Source organism: Rhodobacteraceae bacterium M385 (assembly GCA_025141835.1).
In the GTDB taxonomy this organism is placed as follows: domain Bacteria; phylum Pseudomonadota; class Alphaproteobacteria; order Rhodobacterales; family Rhodobacteraceae; genus Gymnodinialimonas.
Genome location: CP081102.1, coordinates 2,208,059 through 2,225,583 on the forward strand (window position 1 = coordinate 2,208,059; position 17,525 = coordinate 2,225,583).

The 17,525-nt window shown below is 61.0% G+C and carries 18 protein-coding genes; 6 read left to right on the forward strand and 12 right to left on the reverse strand.

The features are described 5' to 3' along the window. Window positions 1-32: 32 nt before the first annotated feature. From purQ to K3728_10760, 3 genes are all read right to left on the reverse strand, one after another. Entirely contained in the window at window positions 33-701 is a 669-nt protein-coding gene (purQ, locus tag K3728_10750; protein ID UWQ94210.1) for a phosphoribosylformylglycinamidine synthase subunit PurQ, read from the reverse strand. Beyond that, complete coding sequence (gene purS, locus K3728_10755) at window positions 698-931, reverse strand: phosphoribosylformylglycinamidine synthase subunit PurS (GenBank protein UWQ94211.1); 234 nt, start codon at window positions 929-931, stop codon at window positions 698-700. The genes purQ and purS overlap by 4 nt, the downstream gene beginning before the upstream one ends. 61 nt (window positions 932-992) lie before the next feature. Continuing rightward, window positions 993-1,754 carry a phosphoribosylaminoimidazolesuccinocarboxamide synthase gene (locus K3728_10760; GenBank protein UWQ94212.1) on the reverse strand — a complete coding sequence of 254 codons (762 nt, stop codon included), beginning with the start codon at window positions 1,752-1,754 and terminating at the stop codon, window positions 993-995. A 173-nt stretch (window positions 1,755-1,927) separates the two neighbouring features. Between K3728_10760 and K3728_10765 the strand changes: the two genes are divergently transcribed. The 3 genes from K3728_10765 to K3728_10775 all read left to right on the forward strand — a co-directional run bounded on the left by K3728_10765 (window position 1,928) and on the right by K3728_10775 (window position 3,780). Further along, window positions 1,928-2,242, forward strand: a complete 315-nt coding sequence (locus K3728_10765) for a DUF1476 domain-containing protein (GenBank protein UWQ94213.1) — start codon at window positions 1,928-1,930, stop codon at window positions 2,240-2,242. 201 nt (window positions 2,243-2,443) lie between these two features. Continuing rightward, entirely contained in the window at window positions 2,444-3,466 is a 1,023-nt protein-coding gene (bmt, locus tag K3728_10770) for a betaine--homocysteine S-methyltransferase (protein ID UWQ94214.1), read from the forward strand. A gap of 65 nt (window positions 3,467-3,531) precedes the next feature. Beyond that, window positions 3,532-3,780, forward strand: a complete 249-nt coding sequence (locus K3728_10775; GenBank protein ID UWQ94215.1) for an N-(5'-phosphoribosyl)anthranilate isomerase — start codon at window positions 3,532-3,534, stop codon at window positions 3,778-3,780. 106 nt (window positions 3,781-3,886) lie between these two features. Here K3728_10775 and K3728_10780 read toward each other — a convergent pair whose 3' ends face one another. Continuing rightward, a complete protein-coding gene (locus K3728_10780; GenBank protein UWQ94216.1) occupies window positions 3,887-4,957 on the reverse strand; it encodes a PA0069 family radical SAM protein in 1,071 nt (356 codons plus the stop codon). Window positions 4,958-5,107: 150 nt separating this feature from the next. Here K3728_10780 and K3728_10785 point away from each other — a divergent pair, with 150 nt between their 5' ends. Both K3728_10785 and K3728_10790 read left to right on the forward strand, forming a co-directional pair. Further along, on the forward strand, window positions 5,108-5,815 hold the full coding sequence (locus tag K3728_10785; protein UWQ94217.1) for a B12-binding domain-containing protein: 708 nt from the start codon (window positions 5,108-5,110) through the stop codon (window positions 5,813-5,815). A gap of 136 nt (window positions 5,816-5,951) precedes the next feature. Further along, window positions 5,952-6,839, forward strand: coding sequence for an EamA family transporter (locus K3728_10790; GenBank protein ID UWQ94218.1), 888 nt, complete (start codon window positions 5,952-5,954; stop codon window positions 6,837-6,839). Between the two features lie 68 nt (window positions 6,840-6,907). On the opposite strand, the gene K3728_10795 is transcribed toward K3728_10790, so the two are convergent. Then, window positions 6,908-7,417, reverse strand: coding sequence for a hypothetical protein (locus K3728_10795; GenBank protein UWQ94219.1), 510 nt, complete (start codon window positions 7,415-7,417; stop codon window positions 6,908-6,910). A 133-nt stretch (window positions 7,418-7,550) separates the two neighbouring features. Between K3728_10795 and K3728_10800 the strand changes: the two genes are divergently transcribed. Continuing rightward, on the forward strand, window positions 7,551-8,177 hold the full coding sequence (locus K3728_10800; protein ID UWQ94220.1) for a DUF1638 domain-containing protein: 627 nt from the start codon (window positions 7,551-7,553) through the stop codon (window positions 8,175-8,177). A 129-nt stretch (window positions 8,178-8,306) separates the two neighbouring features. Here the strand turns inward: K3728_10800 and K3728_10805 are convergent, their stop codons facing one another. The 7 genes from K3728_10805 to K3728_10835 form a co-directional block, all read right to left on the reverse strand. Next, window positions 8,307-10,076 (reverse strand): dihydroxy-acid dehydratase family protein, encoded by a 1,770-nt coding sequence (locus K3728_10805; GenBank protein ID UWQ94221.1) that lies wholly within the window; start codon window positions 10,074-10,076, stop codon window positions 8,307-8,309. A 181-nt stretch (window positions 10,077-10,257) separates the two neighbouring features. After that, a complete protein-coding gene (locus tag K3728_10810) occupies window positions 10,258-10,461 on the reverse strand; it encodes a formate dehydrogenase subunit delta (protein ID UWQ94222.1) in 204 nt (67 codons plus the stop codon). Then, complete coding sequence (gene fdhD / locus K3728_10815; protein ID UWQ94223.1) at window positions 10,451-11,260, reverse strand: formate dehydrogenase accessory sulfurtransferase FdhD; 810 nt, start codon at window positions 11,258-11,260, stop codon at window positions 10,451-10,453. The genes K3728_10810 and fdhD overlap by 11 nt, the downstream gene beginning before the upstream one ends. Next, the gene (gene fdhF / locus K3728_10820) at window positions 11,257-14,175 is read right to left on the reverse strand and encodes a formate dehydrogenase subunit alpha (GenBank protein ID UWQ94224.1); all 2,919 of its coding nucleotides are present in this window, start codon (window positions 14,173-14,175) and stop codon (window positions 11,257-11,259) included. The genes fdhD and fdhF overlap by 4 nt, the downstream gene beginning before the upstream one ends. 97 nt (window positions 14,176-14,272) lie before the next feature. Then, window positions 14,273-15,769, reverse strand: a complete 1,497-nt coding sequence (locus tag K3728_10825; GenBank protein ID UWQ94225.1) for a formate dehydrogenase — start codon at window positions 15,767-15,769, stop codon at window positions 14,273-14,275. Further along, entirely contained in the window at window positions 15,766-16,233 is a 468-nt protein-coding gene (locus K3728_10830; protein ID UWQ94226.1) for a formate dehydrogenase subunit gamma, read from the reverse strand. Before K3728_10830 ends, K3728_10825 begins: the two co-directional genes overlap by 4 nt. A gap of 131 nt (window positions 16,234-16,364) precedes the next feature. Further along, window positions 16,365-17,264 (reverse strand): LysR family transcriptional regulator, encoded by a 900-nt coding sequence (locus tag K3728_10835; GenBank protein ID UWQ94227.1) that lies wholly within the window; start codon window positions 17,262-17,264, stop codon window positions 16,365-16,367. Window positions 17,265-17,525: the final 261 nt, after the last annotated feature.

Genomic DNA, 17,525 nt, shown 5'->3' on the forward strand with positions numbered 1-17,525 from the left:
GCCGCGCCACGAGTTGCCTCAAGAGCCGCGGTCTAGGCCGCAACCAAAGACGCCGCCAAAGAGGCGAAAAGCGCCGCGCCGTCGGTACCGCCATGGGCCTCGTCTACCGCCCGCTCGGGGTGGGGCATCATCCCCAAAATCCGACGGTTGGCGCTGAGAACGCCAGCGATATCGGCCCGCGACCCGTTGGGATTGTCGCCATAGGTGAAGGCCACGCGGTCTTCCGCCTGCAACGCCGCAAGGCCCGCGTCGTCGATCTGGTAGTTGCCGTCGTGATGGGCCACCGGAATGCGGATCTGATCGCCAAGGCCATAGCCATCGGTAAAGGGCGACGCAGTGCTGGCAACGGTCAACGGCTCGGAGCGGCAGACAAACTTAATACCGCTGTTGCGCATTAAAACGCCCGGCAAAAGCTGCGTTTCGCACAGAACCTGGAACCCGTTGCACACACCCAAAACGTGGCCGCCCTTGCTCGCGAAGGCCGAGACCGCCGCCATGATCGGCGATTGCGCCGCAATGGCCCCGCAGCGCAGGTAATCGCCATAGGAAAAACCGCCCGGAATACCGACGACATCAATGCCTGCAGGCAGCGCCGTCTCTTTGTGCCAGACCATTTCCACGTCGAAGCCCGCTTGGCGGAACCCCACGGCCAGATCTCGGTCGCAGTTAGAGCCCGGAAAGACGAGAACCGCCGCCTTCACTGGCCCATCTCCACCCGGTAGCTTTCGATCACCGTGTTGGCGAGCAGCTTTTCGCACATCTCTCCAACCTGTGCTTCCGTCGTGCCCTCGGCCAGTTCCAGCTCAATCACCTTGCCCTGACGCACGCCGCTCACGCCCTCAAACCCCATCGAGCCAAGCGCCGACTGCACCGCTGCCCCCTGTGGGTCCAACACGCCCTGCTTCAACATCACAGTCACAACGGCTTTCATGGCACCCGCTCCTTCATCTTTTCATAAATATCGAATCCGACCTCCGCCCCAAGGGCAACGGTCAGTTGATTAACGTAGGCTTTGTCGTTCCTGACGAGCCCTGTGGCATGATTCCAAGGCGCCGCGCCACTTCTGTATAGGCATCGGCCAGATCGCCCAGATCGCGCCGGAAGACGTCTTTGTCCAGCTTCCGGCCTGTCTCGATGTCCCACAGGCGGCAGCTGTCGGGGCTGATCTCGTCGGCCACGATCAGGCGCATGAAATCACCATCATAAATGCGACCTATCTCGATCTTGAAATCCACCAGCTTGATGCCGACACCCAACATCAGACCGCTCAGGAAATCATTCACCCGCAGTGCGAGCGACACCATATCGTCGAGATCCTGCTGTGCGGCCCATCCGAAAGCGATGATATGCTCTTCGCTGACAATCGGGTCGTTCAGATCATCGTTTTTGTAATAAAACTCAACGATCGGGCGGGGCATCTGCGTGCCTTCCTCGATCCCGAGGCGCGGGCAGATCGAGCCCGCCGCGACGTTACGCACAACGACTTCCAGCGGCACGATTTCAACCGCGCGGATCAATTGCTCGCGCATGTTGAGACGTTTGATGAAATGTGTCGGCACGCCAATATTGCCAAGGCCGGTCATGAAGAATTCCGACAAGCGGTTGTTCAACACGCCCTTGCCGTCAATGATATCACGCTTCTCGCCGTTGCCGGCGGTGGCGTCATCCTTGAAATATTGCACCAACGTGCCGGGCTCAGGCCCCTCGTAAAGGGTTTTTGCTTTGCCTTCATAGACCAGCTTGCGGCGTGCCATGCGCGTCATCCCGAATTTTTGGGCGGCTCAAGGGCAGCGGCCGCCAATTGGCATGGGCTATAGGTCATCGCGCGTTGTGTCGCAAGCGTGGCGGCAGGCTTCGCCTTGCGGCGGGAACGCACAGGGCGCTAATGTCTGCCTGACACTAACTTCCCCACGTGACGGAGACCTCCATGTCCACTTTCGACGATCGCGAAAACGCCTTCGAAAACAAATTCGCCCATGATGCCGAAATGCAGTTCAAGGCTGAAGCCCGGCGGAACAAGCTGATGGGCCTTTGGGTGGCCGAAGCGCTTGGCAAAACCGGCGATGACGCCAATGCCTATGCCGCTGAAGTCGTGAAAGCTGATTTCGAGGAAGCAGGCCACGAAGACGTCATGCGCAAGGTCATGGCTGATTTGGGCGGCAAACTGCCCGAGGCTGAAGTACGCACCAAGTACGAAGCGCTTCTGGCCGTCGCAAAAGAACAGTTGATGCAAGAACTGTAAGCAGGTCTTTGGGGAGCGTTCCGGCGCTCCCCATCTGTCGGCCTATTGGCCGCCAAAGTGGGCTTTTTTCGGGTATCGGTCCCGCCCCGCCCCTCCACATGAGCGCAGCTCATGAAAAACATGCACATTTTGCGCCTTGCTCATATCTCGTACCCACGCCATGGGTCGCGGGCGCGCGCTCATTGATAGTAAGGAAATCCCATGTCCGATCCCCTCTCTCGTCTTCTCGCTTCTCGGGACTGGCTTATGGCCGATGGGGCAACGGGCACTGTTTTGTTCAACATGGGCCTGCAATCGGGCGATGCGCCTGAACTGTGGAACGTCGATCATCCAGAGCGGATCACGAAGCTTTACAAGGGCGCGGTAGATGCGGGCTCTGATATCTTCTTGACGAATTCCTTCGGCGGCACCGCGGCGCGGCTGAAGCTGCATGATGCCCAGAACCGGGTGCATGAGCTGAACAAGGCCGCGGCAGAGATTGGTCGTGAAGTAGCCGACAAGGAAGGTCGCGACATTATCGTTGCAGGCTCGGTCGGGCCGACCGGAGAGATCATGGCCCCCATGGGCCCCCTCACCCACGAAATCGCGGTCGAGATGTTTCACGAACAGGCCGAGGGCCTGAAAGCAGGCGGCGCCGATGTGCTGTGGGTCGAAACGATCTCGGCCCCCGAAGAATACAAAGCCGCGTCAGAGGCCGCGCGACTTGCAGGCATGCCGTGGTGCGGCACGATGAGCTTTGACACCGCAGGCCGCACAATGATGGGCCTGACGTCGAGCGCGATGGCGGGCATGGTCGAAAAACTGGACCACGCGCCCTTGGCTTATGGCGCGAATTGCGGTGTGGGCGCGTCGGACCTTTTACGCACAGTGCTTGGGTTCCGGTCATCGGGCAACACGCGCCCGATTATTGCCAAAGGCAACGCGGGCATTCCGAAATACCATGATGGCCACATCCACTACGATGGCACGCCCGAGTTGATGGCTCGTTACGCCGTTCTGGCCCGCGACGCCGGTGCAACAATTATCGGCGGCTGCTGTGGCACGACGCCCGAGCACCTGAGCGCCATGCGCGCGGCTCTGGAAAACACCCCGCGCGGGGCCGCCCCCGACCTGGAGCAGATCGCGGCCGAGATGGGCGGGTTTTCCTCGGGCGTGGATGGCACGGAAGAAAACAACGACGGCCCAAAACGCGAGCGACGCGGGCGGCGACGGACCCAAGCGTAACGCTGGCATTCACGATCACGTTGGCATTTACGATCATTTAACCTTGTTCTGGTGATCTCCATGGCATGGATGACCTCTTCACATGCGCCCCGCCTGTCGCCCCGTCGATCGCAACCGATCGCTGGATCGAACACCTGTTCTCGGCCCGTGCGGCAATTAACGGCCAGGTCGTACGCCGCAAGGCCCGCGACGTGGAACGCATCGTCGGTTGGCCCAGGTTCCGCGCCGAACTGCGCCGTCGCGGTTATTCAGCGGTCCGCAACGGCACCCAAGTCGTCATTTTTTGCAATGCCCAACCAATCCACCCGATTTGAGAGCGTAGCGCAGGCTTTTGCAAAAGCCTGCACAAAGCCTTGCAAGGCTTTGCCTCACGCCCTTGCAAGGGCGTGGGGAGAGTTTTGCAAAACTCTCCCCACCCGCTCAGAACAAGGCAAGTTGGTCACCTTTGGCCAAAGGCGCCTCGAACAGGTCCGTACGCAAAGGCGGCAAGCGCTCCGACAATCCCGCTGCCCGCACGGCGCGGGTGAAGCGCTGGTGCAACAGGTCCGCCCAGATCCCCTCACCCCGCATTCGTTTACCGAATTCAGCCTCGTAGGGGTTGCCCCCATGCATGTCGCGCAGCTTGGACATGACGCGGCCGACACGCTCGGGGTAATGCTCCGCCAGCCAGTCTTTCCACAGCGCGGCCACTTCCCTAGGCAAGCGGATCGGGATCATGCTCGCCGCCACAGCGCCTGCATCGCGGGCCGCGTCGACGATCCCCTCCAACTCATGATCCGTCAGCCCCGGCACGATGGGAGAGATCATCACCCGCACCGGCACCCCCGCCTTGGCCAGCGCCTCAATCGTCCGCAGGCGGCGCGCAGGCGACGGCACGCGCGGCTCCATCCGGCGCGACAGGTCTGCTTGCAACGTGGTCACCGAGATGCCCACACGGGCCAATCCTTGCTCGGCCATGTCCGCCAGAATATCCACGTCCCGTTCAATCAGCGTGCCTTTGGTCGCGATGGTCACCGGATGGTGAAACCGCTGCAACACCTCCAGCACGCCGCGCATCACCCGGCGATCGCGCTCGATCGGTTGGTAGGCGTCGGTGTTGGTGCCGATGGCAATCACGTCGCAGGCGTAGCTGGCCCGGCGCAGTTCAGCCTCCAGCACAGCGGCGGCATTGGGGCGGGCAATCAGCTTTGTTTCAAAATCCAGCCCCGGCGACAGGCCAAGATAGGCGTGGGACGGGCGGGCGAAACAATAGACACAGCCGTGCTCGCACCCTCGGTAGGGATTAATCGAGCGGTCAAACGAAATATCGGGCGACGTGTTTCGCGTTATCACCCGCCGCGCGGATTCCTCCGTCACCTCGGTCCTGAGGGGCGGCAAATCTTCCACACGGTCCCATCCGTCGTCCACGGCCTCGCGCGCGTGGCGTTCAAACCGCCCGGTGGCGTTAGTCTGAGCCCCGCGCCCAATGCTGCGTTTTCCCGTAAGTTCCATGGCTGCGAATGTGGAACATATGCGGAACATTGGCAAGCGACGTCGCACAGCCGACGCCCCATGTCGCAAACAGCCGCCCTTGGCGATGCGAAATATCTAGATAGTGAAAAAAACCCCGGCATCCGCGCCGGTTAGCAGGAGCGCTTTCCCATGTCCGACCAAGAAGACGACATCATCCTGTCTGAGCTGAACGACGAAGACCTCGTCGCGCAGATGTTCGACGACCTTTACGATGGCCTGAAAGAAGAAATCGAGGAGGGTGTGAACATCCTTCTGGAACGTAAGTGGGAGCCCTACCGGATTCTTACCGAGGCACTTGTGGGCGGCATGACCATCGTCGGCAACGACTTCCGCGATGGCATCTTGTTCGTCCCGGAAGTTCTGATGGCTGCCAACGCCATGAAGGGCGGCATGGCGATCCTGAAGCCCTTGTTGATCGAAACCGGCGCGCCGCGTGTGGGCAAGATGGTGATCGGCACGGTGAAGGGCGATATCCACGATATCGGCAAGAACCTCGTGTCGATGATGATGGAAGGCGCAGGCTTCGAGGTGGTGGATTTAGGCATCAACAATGCCGTGGAAAACTACCTAGAGGCGCTTGAGGCCGAAAAGCCCGACATCCTGGGCATGTCCGCATTGCTGACCACGACCATGCCTTACATGAAGGTTGTGATTGATACGCTGAATGAAAAGGGCATCCGCGATGATTACATCGTTCTGGTCGGCGGTGCGCCTTTGAATGACGAATTCGGCAAAGCCATCGGCGCCGACGCCTATTGTCGCGATGCTGCCGTCGCGGTGGAGACAGCGAAGGAATGGGTTGCCCGCAAGCACAACCAGATGAGCGCCTCGGCCTGAACCGAGCTTCCAGCTTGAAACCGGCCTGCGGGGGGTGCTGCGCTTCGCAGGCTTTTTCGTGGGGTGGGATCATTGCGGCACGCGCAACCGCACATTAACGGTTGCACCCCCAACCCGTGACAGGCCTAGTGCGCCAATGTCAGAGACTCGCACCATCATGCCGCCGCGCGACCTCGCCCTGGTCTTTTGCGTAATTCTGGCGTGGGGCTCCAACTTCACGGCCATGAAAATGGTGCTGGAAGAATTGCCACCCCTGCTGTTCGTGGGCCTGCGCTTTGCCATTCTCATCCCCCTGATCGCGCTGTTCCCACGCCCGGCCAGTTGGCGGGCGATCATTGCGATTGGGGTTTTGGTAAACATGTGCCAATTCGGATTCCTGTTCATGGCCATGCGCGCCGATGTGACGGCGGGGTTGGCCTCGCTCATCTTGCAAAGCCAAGCGCCTCTGACCATCATCCTTGCGGCCTTAGTCTACGGAGAGCGCGTCAGCTGGCCCCAAGTGGCAGGCATTGCACTGGCCTGTGTGGGTCTGGCGGGTTTTGGCATTGCCGGAGGCGGCAACGTCACCCTGATCGGCTTGGCATTGGTGTTATGCGGGGCGCTGTCCTGGGCCTTTGGCAACCTCGTCTTCCGCCGCTTGCCCGGTGTGAACATGGCGGCGCTTTTCATTTGGTCGAGCCTTGTGCCGCCCCTGCCGATGTTAGGGTTGTCGTGGATGTTCGAGGGCCCTGCCCCCTTTGCCACCATCGCTGCCATGGGCCTGACGGGATGGGCGGGCGTTGTCTACGTGGCGGTCATCTCTACAATCATCGGCTATTCCATCTGGGGCGGGCTGCTGTCGCGGCACCCGGCGGCGATGGTGACGCCCTTCGCCCTTGGCATCCCGGTGATTGGCATCCTGACGGCATGGCTGGTTCTGGGCGAAACCCTTGGCACCCTAGAGGCGGTTTCAGGCGTTGTAATCCTAGCGGGCATCGCACTGGCGGTTCTGGGCCCAAAGCTCGTGCAACGCCGCCAGACCTAGTCTGTGTACCAAATACAAGACGGGCCACGCGATATCGCGGGCCCGCCTTACCGTCCAAGGCGTGTAACTTAGGCTGTGCGCTGGCGCTCCAGATATTGCACGGTCGCGGCAGCGGCGATGGCGTAGAACACATGGCCTGCCAAAGCGACCCAAGTGATCCGGGTGAAACCAAGGAAAAGCGGATTGCCCGCAAACCAAGCGATGAAGCCGATGGCAAAGACCCACAGCCCAACCCCATAAAGCGCAGAGGCGATTGTCCAGTGCATCCCCGGCACAGCGCGGGCCATGATCGGCCGCGCGATGAACAGCCAGCCCACGGGATAAGCGATCACGCCCACCAATAAGAGGTGCATGAAGTTGCCCCAGGCCGCAGAGTTTGGCAGGCCGAGCGCCCCCAAAAAGCCCCGCGCAAGCCCCACAGGCGCAAGCCCGCCAAACCCCAGAAGCGGCGCGATGGCCTTGCCCCAGAGGTCGAAAGCAAGGGTGCCGACGGCGCCCGACAGCACGATCAAGGCCACAGTTTGAAGATTAATCGCAGGAAAAGATGCGGCGGTTGGGTTTGTGGAGGTAGCAGTCATGAGGTCGTGTCCCTAATATATGGTGTCGGTCGTGAGGTAGTGTTTCGTTCTTGTCTGGGACGAACCTCGCTTTGGTTGCGGCTCCGCTCAAGTGACGGCTCCGTGAGCGCACGGGGCTGTGAAAGGTGTTTCAATGCACATGGATGATGACGATCTGGTTAACCTTGGCATGGATGCACGCAATTCCGGGCGCATTTTGCTGTTGGCCTGCGGGGCGTTGGCCCATGAAGTGCTGGCCCTGAAGCGCCTAAACCACTGGGATCACTTGGACCTTCATTGCCTTCCCGCCAAATTACACAACACCCCCGCTGCGATCCCCGACGCGGTGGAGGCGGCTGTCACAGCAAGACGCGGAGATTATGACGACGTATTCGTGCTTTATGCGGACTGCGGCACGGGCGGATTGTTACAAGCCCGCTGCGCCGCTTTGGGGGTCCAAATGTTGGAAGGGCCGCACTGCTATTCGTTTTTTGAGGGGAATCAGGCGTTTGAGACGCGCGGGGAAGTAACCTGTTTCTACCTCACCGATTTTCTGGTGAAGCAGTTTGATGCCTTTGTGACGAAGCCGCTAGGGCTGGATCGGTTCCCGGAGTTGAGGGATATGTACTTCGGGAATTACACGACGTTGGTCTACCAGGCCCAGGTCGATGATCCGGCGCTGACGGAATTGGCCCGAGGGTATGCAGAGCGGTTAGGTTTGGCGTTTGAGAGACGTTTCACCGGCTACGGGGATCTAGAGACGGCGCTGGCGCGGATCTAGGCGCAACGGCTCCTCCGGGCCAAACCCGTCCTCGCCGGGTCACTGGAGCGGTTTGGGGGCTCTGCCCCCGCCTCCGGCCTGAAGGCCGGAGACTCCCCCGGGATATTTGTAGAACGAGGAATTAGGGGCTCAGTGGTTGTCGCGAGGTAAGTCCTTGGCGATCCGTTGGTAGGCTGTTGCCAGTTCAAGACAGCCACCATCGGCCAATTGGCCCACGTGTTTGCGGTAGAGTTCCTGCCAAGGGGTCTGGTGGTGCAACTCTGGCGGCGTCCAGGCGGCTTTGCGGGCGTTCCATTCGGCTTCGGGCACCAGCGCGTTGAGTGTGCCCTCGTTCAGGTCCAAACGCACCCGGTCGCCTGTTTGGAGGTAGGCCAAGCCACCGCCGACCACCGCCTCGGGTGAGGCGTTCAGGATCGACGGGCTTTCCGAAGTGCCCGATTGGCGGCCATCGCCCACCGTTGGCAGGTGCTTGATACCGTCCTTAATCAGCGCATCGGGTGGCTGCATGTTCACCACTTCGGCAGAGCCGGGATAACCGACGCAGCCCACGCCTCGGATAAACAGGATGCAGTTGTCATCGACCGCCAGATCCGGGTCATTCACCCGGTCGTGGTAATCCTCGGGGCCTTCAAAAACGATGGCACGGCCCTCGTATTGGTTATCCTTAAGGAAGCGCCTGCGGAAGTCCTCGGAGATCACGCTGGTCTTCATCAGAGCGCTGTCAAAGAGGTTGCCCGAGAGGACAGCAAAGCCCGCCTGTTCGCGCATCGGATTATCGACGGGTCGGATCACCTCCTGGTCGAGGCTTTTTGCACCGCCCAAGGCCTCTGCCAATGGTTTGCCGCTGGCGGTTATCACCGTGGCATCCAAAAGGCCCGCTGCGTGGAGTTCCCCCATCACGGCCGGCACTCCGCCTGCGCGAAAGAAGCTCTCTCCCAGATATTCGCCTGCGGGCTGCATGTTCACTAACAGTGGAAGCGCATGGCCGATCTTTTCCCAATCCGTGACGTGCAATTCCACGCCCGCGTGGCGCGCCAATGCCTGCAAATGCGGCGGCGCGTTGGTGGACCCTCCGATCGCCGTGTTCACCTTGATGGCGTTCTCAAACGCCGCGCGCGTCAGAATGTCGGAGGGCTTTAGGTCCTCCTCTACCATCTCAACGGCGCGCCGGCCTGTCAGATAGGCCATCTCCATCCGCTCCCGGAACGGCGCCGGGATCGCGGCGGCGCCGGGCAATGTCATGCCCAAGGCTTCTGCCAACGCGTTCATGGTCGAGGCCGTGCCCATCGTGTTGCAATGCCCCAGCGACGGCGAGGACGCGCACGCCATCTGCATGAACTCCTCATAGTCGATCTCTCCGGTCGCCAGCAAACGGCGCCCTTCCCAGATCGCGGTCCCCGAACCCGCCCGCTTGCCCCGGAACCACCCGTCCAACATCGGCCCGCCATTAAGCGCGATCGCCGGGATGTCTACCGTCGCGGCCCCCATCAGCATTGCGGGCGTGGTCTTGTCGCAACCGGTCGTCAACACGACCCCATCCAGCGGATAACCGTGCAACACCTCAACCAACGACAAATATTGCAAGTTTCGATCCAGCGCCGCCGTCGGCCGCTTCCCGGTTTCCTGAATCGGATGCACTGGGAACTCTAACGGAATGCCCCCCGCGTCACGAATGCCTGCCTTGATGCGATCCATCAAAAACACGTGGATCTTGTTGCAGGGCACCAAGTCGCTGCCCGTCTGCGCTACACCCACAATCGGCTTATCGGCCTGCAACTCCCCACGCGTGAAGGCTTGGTTCTGATACCTCTCCAGGTACAGCGCCGTCATACCCGGATTGTTAGGATTGTCGAACCATTCCTGAGAGCGGTAGCGGCGGCGAGCGCGGGTATCAGACATAAGTGGGTTCCATTATGTGAAACTTAAAACCAGATGTTGAAACCACTCTACCGCGCCTGCCCCCCTCGCCTCAAGGCAATTGCACTATGAAGCACGGCAACGCCTCCCCTTCATCTTGGCAAATACAACTCAATCCCGCAGATGCCCGATGCGCGCCCGCCCGCGTTCACCGCAACACCGCTCAAATCAACGCAATGGCGTCCCTGACCAACGGCGCCAGTTCCGCGTCATCTTCCGCCGCCTGAGCCTTCAATGCCTCTCGCATCTCGGGGCCCCAGAAATCCTTCAAATGCGCCGCCACCCGTTCTGCCTGATCGGCTCCGGGTTGCGTGGCAAAGAAGCTGGCGATCTGGTTGGCCATGCGGGTCAGTTTGTCATGCGGCATCAGTCTGGCTCCAGTCGATCCGTTGTGGATGGGTAAAGGTCTCTAACCGCCCCTCACGGGCAAAAGCGGCAATCGTCAGGTTCGCGGCCTCCCCCATGCGCACGGCATGGGCCGTGGGGGCCGAGACCGCGATCAATATCGGGCAACCCAACAGCACACACTTCTGCACCATCTCGACCGAAACGCGGCTGGTCAGCACGATCGCCCCTCCGCGCGGGTCCACCCCCGAGCTTTGCATCGCGCCCACCAGTTTATCCAAGGCGTTGTGACGCCCCACATCTTCGCGCGCCAGAACAATCCCCTGCCCCGGCACCAAAAAGCCCGCCGCGTGCACCGCTTGCGTCAGATCGTGCAACGGCTGGCAGTCCCTCAACAAATCCGGGCCTCTCGCCGCCACTCCTGCCTCGATGGCGCCTCCATTAGGCAGCACCGGCAAATCTCGTAACGCCTCTTCCAGTGAGTCGATCCCGCACAGCCCGCACCCTACCGGCCCCATCATCGCGCGTCGCCGTGCGCCAAGGGCCTCTGCCACGGCTTCATCCACCCACAAACGCGCTTCGATCCCGGCGTCCATCTCGACGATGTCCACCTTCTCGATCTGCTCTCCTCGGGCGAACCCCTCGGTCAGGGCAAAGCCCACCGCGAAATCCTCCAAGTCAGCAGGCGAACACATCATTACCGCCTGCGTCGTCCCGTTCACCGTCACGGCTACGGGCACCTCCTCTGGCAAGGACCGCGCCACGTCGCGCGATCCATCTGGCCCAAAGGCCACCGCAGATATGGAGCGGCTGGACTTCACTCTGCCGCGGTCGCGATGCGACGCGACTTCTCGGCCTGCGCGTTATACTCACGCTGCCATTCCGTTGGACCGTTCGACAAGCCCACCTGCACCGCCGTCACCTTGTATTCCGGGCAGTTCGTCGCCCAATCGGAATGGTCCGTGGTGATGACATTGGCCTGCGTATCGGGATGGTGGAAGGTGGTATACACAACCCCCGGCACCACCTTCTCCGTCAGTGTCGCCCGTAGCGAGGTTTCCCCCGCGCGGCTTGCCAGCTTGACCCAATCCCCCTCTTTCACGCCGCGCACTTCGGCGTCGTGGGGGTGGATTTCCAACACATCTTGATCGTGCCACACCACGTTATCGGTGCGCCGCGTCTGCGCGCCGACGTTATACTGCGACAGAATACGCCCCGTGGTCAGCAACAGCGGGAACCTTGGGCCCGAGCGTTCTTCGGTGGCGATATATTCCGTCACGATGAACCGCCCTTTGCCGCGCACAAACCCATCGACATGCATGATCGGAGAGCCATCGGGCGCGTCGTCATTACACGGCCATTGGACCGAGCCGCGTTCTTCCAACATCGCATAATTGACGTTGGCAAAACCCGGCGTCGTGTCCGAGATCTCGTCCATGATCTGGCTCGGATGGGTATAGTGCCAATCGGCCCCCATCGCTTTCGCCAGAAGCTGCGTTACCTCCCAATCGGCATAGCCATTCTTCGGCTTCATCACCTCTCGCACCCGGTTAATCCGGCGCTCGGCATTGGTGAAGGTGCCGTCCTTCTCCAGGAAAGTGGAGCCGGGCAGGAACACATGGGCGTAGTTCGCGGTCTCGTTCAGGAACAGGTCATGGACGATGACGCATTCCATCGCCGCCAGCCCCGCGGCCACGTGGTGCGTGTCGGGATCGGACTGCAAAATATCCTCGCCCTGACAATAAAGCCCCTTGAAGCTGCCCCCCACCGCTGCATCCAACATATTGGGAATGCGCAGGCCGGGTTCTGGATCAATCTCCACGCCCCACTTGCTCTCGAACAGCGCCCGGACTTCATCGCCTTTCACATGGCGATAGCCCGGCAACTCGTGCGGGAAAGAGCCCATGTCGCAGGCCCCTTGCACGTTGTTCTGGCCCCGCAACGGGTTCACACCGACACCCTCGCGCCCCAGATTGCCCGTCAGCATCGCAAGATTGGCGATGCCCATGACGGTGGTGGAGCCTTGGGAATGTTCGGTCACCCCCAGACCGTAATAAATCGCGCCGTTGCCGCCCGTGGCGTATAGCCTTGCCGCCGCACGGAGCTCTTCCGCCGGCACGCCCGTCAACATCTCGGTCATCTCGGGGGAATGGCGCACGTCTTTTACGAACTCGGCGTATTCCTCAAACTCATTCCAGTCGCAGCGCTCGCGAATGAAGGTCTCGTCGTACAACTTCTCATCCACGATCACATGGGCCATGGCCGTCACCACGGCCACGTTGGTGCCGGGACGCAGGGGCAAGTGATGCGCCGCCTCAATATGGGCCGAGCGCACAACGTCCGTCTTGCGCGGATCAATCACGATCAGCTTCGCCCCCGCCCGCACACGTTTTTTAAGGCGCGAGCCAAAAACCGGATGCGCATCCGTCGGGTTCGCCCCGATAATCACGGCCACATCCACATGCTCGACCGAGTCGAAGTTCTGCGTGCCCGCGCTGGTGCCAAACGTCTGCCCCAAACCGTAACCGGTGGGCGAATGGCAGACCCGCGCGCAGGTATCGGTGTTGTTGTTCATGAACACGCCGCGCGCCAGCTTCTGAACCAGATATGTCTCCTCGTTGGTGCACCGCGAGGAGGTGATAACCCCAATGGACTTGCGCCCGTACTTCTCTTGCAAAACGCGCATCCGGTCGGCGGCAAAGCCAATCGCCTCTTCCCAGGACACCTCTTTCCACGGGTCTTCGATGCTGTCGCGGATCATCGGGTTCAACACCCGGTCCGAGTGGTTGGCGTAGCCATAAGCAAACCGGCCTTTCACACAGGAATGGCCCCGGTTCGCTTCCCCATGTTTGTAAGGCGTCATGCGCACCAACTCATCGCCATTCAACTCCGCCTTGAACGAGCATCCAACCCCACAATACGCGCAAGTGGTGATGACCGAGCGCTCCGGCGTGCCCAACTCAATCACGGATTTTTCCTGCAACGTGGCCGTCGGGCAGGCCTGCACACAGGCCCCGCAGGAGACGCAATCAGAGGCCAGAAAATCGGTATCCGGCCCGCCCGCTGAAATGCGGCTCTCAAAGCCGCGCCCTTCCATGGTTAACGCAAACGTGCCCTGCACTTCCTCGCAGGCCCGGACACAGCGCGAACAGGCAATGCATTTGGCCGGATCATAGGTGAAATACGGATTGCTGTCGTCTTTCGGTATCCACTCCGGGTTCGGCTGATCACCGCCCCGCCCATCTTTCTGGCGCTGCTCAAAATGGTTCGCCAAGCTTCCACTCTCAGGCGCCTCATAGCGCACATCGCGCAGCCCCACGGCGCCTGCCATATCTTGTAATTCGCAATCGCCATTAGCCGCACATGTCAGACAATCCAGCGGATGGTCGCTGATATAAAGCTCCATCACCCCTTTACGGATCTTCTTTACCTTGGACGATTGCGTACGCACCGCCATGCCCTCGGCCACCGGTGTCGTACATGACGCGGGCGTGCCACGCCGCCCCTCGATCTCCACCACACACAGCCGACAAGAGCCAAACGCCTCCACACTGTCCGTGGCGCACAACTTGGGAATGGTTAGCCCAATCTCGGCCGCCGCCCGCATAACAGACGTGCCTTCAGGCACCGTCACCTCAAAACCATCGACCGTCAGCGTCACCGGCGCGCCAACCCTCGAAGGCGTGCCCATATCGCGCCCAAGATAATCGGCATCTGGAATGATGAAATCTTTCATAGGACACGCGCTCCGCTCTTCATCTTTTCATAAATATCCGCGGGGGGTGCGGGGGGCTGGCCCCCCGTTGCGCCTCGGTCAGCCACACGAACCACACTCATTCCGCCGCCTCCCTTACGCCCGCAAACTCTTCCGGGAACTGTTCCAACGCGCTCATCACCGGATAGGGCGTGAAGCCGCCCAAGGCGCAGAGCGAGCCGTCTTTCATGGTCTCACACAGGTCCACCAACAACGGCACCGCCGTGGCGTCGCCCTCTGCGATCCGGTCGAGCGTTTCCACCCCCCGGACCGAGCCGATGCGGCAGGGCGTACACTTGCCGCAGCTCTCAATCGCGCAGAATTCCATCGCGAACCGCGCCATGCCCAACATGTCGGCGCTGTCGTCAAACACCACGACGCCCGCATGGCCAATCAGCCCGCCTGCCCCGTCAAAGGGCTCGTAGGCAAAAGGTGTGTCAAACTTCTCAGGCGCGAAATACGCCCCCAAGGGCCCACCGACCTGCACCGCCTTCACAGGCCGCCCGGAGGCACTGCCGCCGCCAATGTCGTTAACCAATTCGCCCAGAGGCATCCCGAAGGCCGTCTCAAACAGACCGCCGTGCTTTACGTTGCCCGCGATCTGGATCGGCATCGTGCCCTTGGACCGCCCCAACCCGAAGCTGGCGTAATGCTCGGCGCCCTTCTCGAAGATCACCGGAACGGTGGCCAAAGAGATCACGTTGTTAACCACCGTAGGCCGCCCCAGAAACCCTTCCAACGCGGGCAGTGGTGGCTTGGCGCGCACCACGCCGCGCTTGCCCTCCAGCGAATTCAGAAGCGAGGTTTCTTCGCCACAAACATAAGCGCCCGCACCCACGCGCACTTCGATATCGAATTCATGTGACGAATGAAGAACGCGACCCAACACATTGTTCTGACGTGCAATTTCAATCGCCGCCCGCATCACCTCAATGGCGTCAGGGTATTCAGACCGTAGGTAGATGTAGCCCTTCGTGGCCCCCACGCCGAGGCCCGCAATCACCATGCCTTCGATCAGACAGAAGGGATCGCCCTCCATAATCATCCGATCCGCAAATGTACCGCTGTCGCCCTCGTCGGCATTGCACACGATGTATTTCTGCGGCCCCGCTGCTTGGCGCACGGTGTTCCACTTGATCCCTGTCGGGAAGCCCGCGCCGCCCCGGCCGCGCAGGCCCGAGTCCGTGACATGGGTGGTGATCTCTTCGGCGCTCATCTCCAGCGCTTTTCGCAAGCCTGTCAGCCCGCCGTGGGCCTCGTACTCGGCCAAGGACAACGGATCAATCACGCCGCAGCGCTGAAACGTTAACCGGTTTTGCTTGGCATAGAACGGGATCTCTTCCACGGGGCCGAGCCCCTTTGCGCTGCCGTCCATGATCGCCGCCACGTCGGCCACGCCTGCCGCGCCATAGCCCACTCGGACGCCGTCACGTTCCACCTCTACCAAAGGTTCCAGCCAGATCATCCCGCGGGAGCCGTTGCGCACAACCTCTGCGCCTGCCGCAACAAATGCCGCCGCCACATCATCCGCGCCAAGGGCCTTGGCTGCTGCATCGCGAGGAACCCAAACCTTCATTGCGCAACCTCCGCCACCAGCGCCTCGGCCGTCACGCGGCCCTTCACCTTGCCGTCGATCATCGCCGCCGGAGCGCAGGCGCACAGGCCAAGGCAGTAAATCGGCTCGACCGTCAGCGCCCCGTCTTTGCTGGTCTCACCCCAGCCAAGACCAAGCATTTCTAGCACCTTCGCAGACAGATCATTGGCGCCCATGGCCTGACAGGCCTCGGCCCGACAAATCTTGAGCACACGGGTGCCCGCAGGTTTGCTTCGGAAGTCGTGATAGAACGAAATCACCCCATGCAACTCCGCCTCGGTGATGTTGAGTGCATCGGCAATTGGCGCACGTGCGTCATTGGGCACGCAACCGAAGGCGTCTTGGATATCATGCAAGATCGGCAGCAGCGGCCCCTCAAGGTGCATATTTTGTTGGATAATCGCGCTGATCTCGGCCGGATCGAGCGGGGCTGGCGTAGCTGACATGGCGTGCTCCGAAAATGTTGCCCGATGTATGGCCCCAGTTCATTCAGCATTCAATATCGTTATCCCGTCGGTCGATTGAGAATATCAATCAAACGCACCTGCCCGCCCGACCCAATACCTGTAGGTTTTCGTCAGGTTCCCAAACCCGCCTTCGCCAGCACCCGCGTTTCGGCAATCAGGGCATCCAGCACAGGGGTGTGCGGCTCCCGAAACGGCGCCACAAGCCCCACGGCGTGATCCATTCCGCCCCCCTCAATCTCGCGGATAGCCAGCTCGGGCTTTCCGGCACAAAGGAACCGCGCCATGTCGATCGGCAGCACGGTAATCCAGCCCCCCGCTTGCACATGGGCTGCCAGCACCACGGTCGAGTTGCTTTCCACCTGCGCCTCGGGGGCGACACCTGCGGCCATGAAGTTTTCGTTGATGATCCGGCGGTTCTGCATGTTGGAGGTCAGAAGGCACAGACGCTCGCCCGCCAGGTCAGCCCATTCCACCCGATCCTGCAAGGCGATGTCGCTATCGCGGTGGGCCACAAGCGTATATTTTTCTTGGTATAATGTCTCCATCGTGACGCGGCCCAACGGCTCATTATCGAGGTAGGAAATGCCGGCATCGACTTCGAGGTTTTCGAGCATAGACAAGATCTCCACCGAGGTGCGGCTAAGGATCGTGAAGCGCACATTGGGATGGGCGGCGGTGAACTGCGCGCTCAACCGAGCGGCCCATGTCAGCGCCGTCGGGATCACGGCCAACCGAACGATCCCACTGAGCCCGTGGCGGGTGGTGCGCATCTCTTGCCGGAAGGCGCGGGCATCGCTGACCAACTGCCGCGCCCAGACCAAAGCGCGCTGCCCTTCGGGTGTTAAGCCCCCGTAACGAGAGCCGCGAAAGATCAGCTGCACCCCCAGCATTTCCTCTAGCTGTTTGATCCCTGTGGACAGGGTCGGCTGGGTCAGGCCAAGGCTTTCAGCCGCCCGGCCAAAGTGGGCTTCACGGGCGACGGCGATGAACATTTCGAGTTTATGGATCATGCCCACAGTTTCGCAATCAAGCGCCCCATGTTCAATCGAGAAATCCTATCAAGCAACACAGTCGGCCCTGCCCGACCGTTCTGCGCCTCGAAAAACCGCAGGGGTCGTTGGCCATTTACCGCCGCGACATTGCGCAAGGAGGTTTGTCAAAACTGTCATAATAGTTCAAAGGTTTATATACCCCGCAGGCTACGCACCTTGGACAACGGTTAAGCGGCCAAACGCGGGCATGAATAAACGAGCGTCATCCATGGCGCCGAC

Bases quoted from the DNA above. Each gene is read 5' to 3' on its own strand.
- purS (UWQ94211.1), bottom strand. From the start codon at position 931: ATGAAAGCCGTTGTGACTGTGATGTTGAAGCAGGGCGTGTTGGACCCA.
- K3728_10760 (UWQ94212.1), bottom strand. From the start codon at position 1,754: ATGGCACGCCGCAAGCTGGTCTATGAAGGCAAAGCAAAAACCCTTTAC.
- K3728_10765 (UWQ94213.1), top strand. From the start codon at position 1,928: ATGTCCACTTTCGACGATCGCGAAAACGCCTTCGAAAACAAATTCGCC.
- bmt (UWQ94214.1), top strand. From the start codon at position 2,444: ATGTCCGATCCCCTCTCTCGTCTTCTCGCTTCTCGGGACTGGCTTATG.
- K3728_10775 (UWQ94215.1), top strand. From the start codon at position 3,532: ATGGATGACCTCTTCACATGCGCCCCGCCTGTCGCCCCGTCGATCGCA.
- K3728_10780 (UWQ94216.1), bottom strand. From the start codon at position 4,957: ATGGAACTTACGGGAAAACGCAGCATTGGGCGCGGGGCTCAGACTAAC.
- K3728_10785 (UWQ94217.1), top strand. From the start codon at position 5,108: ATGTCCGACCAAGAAGACGACATCATCCTGTCTGAGCTGAACGACGAA.
- K3728_10790 (UWQ94218.1), top strand. From the start codon at position 5,952: ATGTCAGAGACTCGCACCATCATGCCGCCGCGCGACCTCGCCCTGGTC.
- K3728_10795 (UWQ94219.1), bottom strand. From the start codon at position 7,417: ATGACTGCTACCTCCACAAACCCAACCGCCGCATCTTTTCCTGCGATT.
- K3728_10800 (UWQ94220.1), top strand. From the start codon at position 7,551: ATGCACATGGATGATGACGATCTGGTTAACCTTGGCATGGATGCACGC.
- K3728_10805 (UWQ94221.1), bottom strand. From the start codon at position 10,076: ATGTCTGATACCCGCGCTCGCCGCCGCTACCGCTCTCAGGAATGGTTC.
- K3728_10810 (UWQ94222.1), bottom strand. From the start codon at position 10,461: ATGCCGCATGACAAACTGACCCGCATGGCCAACCAGATCGCCAGCTTC.
- fdhF (UWQ94224.1), bottom strand. From the start codon at position 14,175: ATGAAAGATTTCATCATTCCAGATGCCGATTATCTTGGGCGCGATATG.
- K3728_10825 (UWQ94225.1), bottom strand. From the start codon at position 15,769: ATGAAGGTTTGGGTTCCTCGCGATGCAGCAGCCAAGGCCCTTGGCGCG.
- K3728_10830 (UWQ94226.1), bottom strand. From the start codon at position 16,233: ATGTCAGCTACGCCAGCCCCGCTCGATCCGGCCGAGATCAGCGCGATT.
- K3728_10835 (UWQ94227.1), bottom strand. From the start codon at position 17,264: ATGATCCATAAACTCGAAATGTTCATCGCCGTCGCCCGTGAAGCCCAC.